The sequence below is a fragment of the Spiroplasma sp. ald genome (genome assembly GCF_044714355.1).
GTDB lineage: Bacteria > Bacillota_I > Bacilli_A > Mycoplasmatales > Mycoplasmataceae > Spiroplasma > Spiroplasma phoeniceum.
On sequence record NZ_RXFY01000093.1, the window covers coordinates 1 to 4,177 of the forward strand.

At 22.6% G+C, this 4,177-nt stretch carries 4 protein-coding genes; 2 read left to right on the forward strand and 2 right to left on the reverse strand.

All coding sequences use genetic code 4. The features are described 5' to 3' along the window. Positions 1-119 precede the first annotated feature (119 nt). Positions 120-581: a hypothetical protein gene (locus EHU54_RS04770; protein ID WP_400249216.1), complete on the reverse strand. Its 462-nt coding sequence runs from the start codon at positions 579-581 to the stop codon at positions 120-122. Positions 582-889: 308 nt separating this feature from the next. Between EHU54_RS04770 and EHU54_RS04775 the strand changes: the two genes are divergently transcribed. Next, positions 890-2,221, forward strand: coding sequence for a hypothetical protein (locus EHU54_RS04775; protein ID WP_400249217.1), 1,332 nt, complete (start codon positions 890-892; stop codon positions 2,219-2,221). 11 nt (positions 2,222-2,232) lie between these two features. Beyond that, a complete protein-coding gene (locus EHU54_RS04780; protein WP_400249218.1) occupies positions 2,233-2,742 on the forward strand; it encodes a lipoprotein in 510 nt (169 codons plus the stop codon). Between the two features lie 33 nt (positions 2,743-2,775). Here EHU54_RS04780 and EHU54_RS04785 read toward each other — a convergent pair whose 3' ends face one another. Beyond that, positions 2,776-3,840: a hypothetical protein gene (locus EHU54_RS04785; RefSeq protein WP_400249220.1), complete on the reverse strand. Its 1,065-nt coding sequence runs from the start codon at positions 3,838-3,840 to the stop codon at positions 2,776-2,778. Positions 3,841-4,177: the final 337 nt, after the last annotated feature.

A 4,177-nucleotide genomic window follows, 5' to 3' on the forward strand; every position in this document is an offset into this window, starting at 1 on the left:
AAAGGTCCACGCAATAAAGCATTAACCATATCAACATAGGCTTTTTGNCCTGTTGTATTACCTTCCAATGTAAAAGGTACTTGTGGCAAATTAATTGTTGCCATAATTTCACTCCCTTATTATCTAAGGTTTTTAAGTGTATAATCAGTTAATTTTTTAATTTCATCAGGAGTATATGCTCCTTTTTCTTTAATAATTTCAATTTCATCATTTTTATTTTCAACTGAATTTTCAATCATATCTTTAATAAAATTAGTTGGTGAAACTGATGGTTGTTCTTCAACAAACAAATCCGGTTTTAATTCTTTTAAAGTTTGGACTTTTTCAGTTAAAGAATTACCACTAACTTTATTTAAATTAGTTTTAATATCTTTAATTTTAGTAGGTGGAACATCTTTAAAGGCTTTTAATTCATCTAATTCATTAGATAATTTAATAAAGTCTTCTTTTGATATAACATCTTCGCGTTTTTGCACACTTTCTCTAATTTGCTTTGCTTCATTATTAAACTGATTTAAGATATTTTCTGCAATCTCTTCACTTAAACCTTGTTCTATTAATTGTTCTTTTGTAAGTGCCATTTTATAAACCTCTCTTTTTTTATTCTTGTCCGATTAACAAGTCAGCATAAACTCTTTTTTGATACAAAAAGATTAAAACTTACATTAATTATACACCAATAGTTTATTAATACAATACTTTTTATAAACTAATACTAAACTTAATATATTTTGCTGCTAATTTAACCCTTAAAACGCTTCATAAGAACTATTTTTCAAAATAAAATTTTGCAAATAATTCATAATTTTGCTTGTATATATATATATATATATACTGAAGGTAGAACTTGATAAAAAGTTTCAAGATTAAGAAAAGGAGAAAAACAAGTATGAAAAAAATTTTAAGTCTGTTAAGTGTCTTAACTATTGGTGGAACTGCAGTACCAACAACAATTGCCGCTAGTCCTTATCAAGAAAATAATGTTAGAATTAAAAGAGATGAAAACATTAATTTTGTTTCTTCACAAGGAATATTATTAAAAGATGATATTTTCGAATTAAATAATTCATACCCCCCATATAAAATTTATAGTAAAAATAATAAGATATTTATTTATTCAAATACAAAACTTTTTATATATAATACTAAAACAAAAAATATTGAATTTAATGAAAATTGAACAATTAATAATTTTGAAACTAAAGTTTTTTTAAATAAATTTATTTATTCTCGTGGTCTTTCTATTATTAGTGAATATAATAAAGAAACAAAGAAACATAGAACTATAATAGAAAAAAAAGATTCTTTTTTCAGTTATATTATTTATTTAAATAATAGATTATATTTTGAATCAACTGATGGCAAAGTATATGAATATAATCCCGAAACAAAAGAACATGAAATTATTTTAGAAAATACAGAAAATACTTCACTTGATTTTTCATTTTACTTAAAAAACAAAATATATTTTGTTTTTAGTGATAAAAAAATATATGAATATAATCCCAAAACAAAACAACATGAAATCATTTCTTTAATAAATTATAATTTTATTGATTATAATGGTGTTGTTTTAAATAATAGATTGTATTTTGGATCAACTGATGGCAAAGTATATGAATATAATCCCGAAACAAAAGAACAAAAAATCGTTATTGTAACAGATAAAAATATCAGTTTTTTTGGTGTTGTTTTAAATAATAGATTGTATTTTGGATCAACGGATAATAAACTATATGAATACTGACCATTTGAATTAATGATAACTGATACTAAATTATTAAAAGAATGACAAATGAATTTTAATGAATGAAAAAAAGAAATTGATCGTCAAAAAAAAGAGGATTTTCCTAGTTTTACAATAGAACAAAAAAGAACTTGAAAGGGAGATAAAAAAGATGAGCTAAGAAATAAAATACATTCTTTAAATCAAAATTTACAAATAATAAAAAATAGTGAAGAAATACAAAACCTAAATCTAAAAGTTCGGTCATTAAAAAATGATTTAAATATTTTAGAAAATAGAATTAATGATTTATATAATAAAGTTAATCAAATTAATGTTAGAGTTAATAATAATAATAAGTTAAAATGATGTCAAAATATAGGAACATTAATTTCTGTACTTAGTGCTCCAATTCCGGTTGTAGGAACCTCAGTTTCATTAATTTCGGGATTAGCTGCTGTTGCCTGTCAAATTAATGAAACTATTACTGAATAATTTAATAATTAATGAAAAAAATATTAAGTCTTTTAGGAACAATCACTTTAATTGGAACAAATACAACAAGTTTAGTTGCTTGTGATAATATATCAGAATATACACCCGAAGAATTAACAAAATTAAAAGAAGAAAATAAAATAAATACAACAAATCAAGAAATTAAAGATAATTTAGAATGAATAGCACCACAAGAAAAACCATTTAATCAAGTTGATAATAAATGATATTATGTAGTATGTCGTGGTGATAAAAATAATAATTGAGAAATTGCTAAATTTAAAAATGATTTTAATGATAATAAATTTAAAGTTATTAAAAAATTAAATATTGGTGAGTTAAAATTACTTTATAATATGGATTATGATAAACATTTACAAGTAGGATATGATATTTCTAAAAAATGAATATCAAATATTAATAATGACTATTTTAAATCAGTTTATCGTTGAAATTTAGATACTAATATATCTGATTTATTAGATATTGATGAAAATGGTAATATAAAAGTTAATGATTAAAAAAAGAGATAATTAAATCTCTTTTTTTGTTTTTTATTTTGATTTAAATGTAATTTTAATTGGGTTATCATTTTTATTGCGAATACCCAATACATTTGGATTAGAAACATCTAATATGATATCTTTGTCATTACCTAAATAATTTCAAATAACAAGTAATAATCTTGCTAATAATTGAACAAATATTGTTTTTGAAAATCTAATTTTTAATTTTAAATCACTAGTATAATATGCTTGTAAATATATTTCTCTAATTTTATCTTTATCACTATTAGATAATTTTGTTATTTGTAATAAAAAGTTAATATTTATTTTCTTTTGATTATCAACATAACTATTTTTATAGTTATCATTTGGTAAACCATTAGTTTTAAAAGTATCAATTGTTTTAATATCATTAGTTATTTCTTTCGTATCTATTGTAAAAGTATCTGGAAAATTAACTTTATCAACTTGTGAGCGACCATCTTGACTTAAAATAGAAACATCTATTAATGCACATACATTATTATTACAACTATTAACTCCACCATTTAAATTAACATTTATATCTGGTATAAAATTTTCTATATTTGGTGTCCCACATTCAACTTGTAAATTACTTAGATTACTTATTTCTATTGTTTTATAAGCATCTTGAAATTTACTGATACTTTGAATTGTTGGGTCAATTTGTTTTAAATCAATTTCTACCTCATAATAAGCATAATTAAATTCATCAGAAAATAAATTAATTTTTGTATAACTTGAAGATATTGATTTTTTACATTGTGCTGGTGCTGTAATTTTGGTTTTTAATGGTAGTACTACATCGGAAGGCATAATATCTTTTGTATAAGGTTTATAGTTATATGGAACTGGTGGTAAGACATATTGTGGGTAATTAAAAGTTGGTATTTCATAGTCATGGGGTAATAAAAAACTAGCTTTATAATTAGTTGTCATATCACGTAAATAATTATTTAATACACTTTTTGTTTTACCTCTGAAACTTCATACTGATAAGCATAAATAATCTTCTTCATTATTTGTATATGGGTTATCAGCATAAAAGATAATTTCAAAATTACCTTTATATAATGCTTGAATTGAAAACATATCAATTATATAACTACAATTTGTTCCATCAGGTGTTTGTAAGAATTCGCAATCATTATCTTTTTCACTATCACTAACTGGTTTTTGTGCTTCAACTGCTTTTGTTTGTTCATTAATTAAATAAATTCGGTTAGTTTTTTCATTTAATTGTTTTAAATTATAAGTTGAATAAATTAATTCACTTGTTGGTTTACCATCTTTATTTAAAACAGTACCTTTGCATTTATCAGTTAATAAAGTAGTAAATCCTAAACTAGTAGCATTAGCACCAAAGATAGCACTAACTTTGTCGTTTCCTTGTTCTCTAAATATTGGTTGTATGTATTATTTAAGGGTT